Below are 454 nucleotides of genomic sequence, written 5' to 3'. Positions count from 1 at the left end.
CCGTAAGCGTCGACCCAAGGCATCTTTCGTAGTGACCTGAACGTGCTCATGCTGTCGGATTTTTCGACGGATGCAGACGATGGAACGTAAGCAAGTGGTACCGGTGACGCCGCGCACTGCGCGACGCAGTTTCACCAAGGAATTCAAGCGAGAGCTTGTGCGCCAGTCCATGCTGCCGGAGGTTTCTCGTGCAGCTCTGGCCTTGGCCAACGGCGTCAACGCCAATCAACTGGCACGCTGGTGTCGCGAGCATCAGCGTGCCGATCACGTCACTTTCGTGCCCGTCGTCAGCGCCGCATCCACTGCTTCAGAATACGCTCGTGCTCCGCTAGCCACAGTTCCCCCGACTGAGCTCGAGTGGCTGCATGGCCAGACCAGGATCGTCATTCGGGGTAAAGTCGACGCCGAGGTGCTGCGCGCCCTCATCTCGCAAACCTTGGCATCAACCCGCACA

General features: G+C 60.1%; 1 protein-coding gene. It reads left to right on the top strand.

The genetic code is table 11. The features are described from left to right. Positions 1-79: 79 nt before the first annotated feature. Positions 80-454 (top strand): IS66-like element accessory protein TnpA (gene tnpA / locus WM40_RS28430; RefSeq protein WP_162199141.1); only part of this gene is annotated, 375 nt, incomplete at its 3' end.

The organism is Robbsia andropogonis (assembly GCF_000970345.1).
Lineage (GTDB): Bacteria > Pseudomonadota > Gammaproteobacteria > Burkholderiales > Burkholderiaceae > Robbsia > Robbsia andropogonis.
This window is presented reverse-complemented; position numbering and strand designations above follow the sequence as displayed.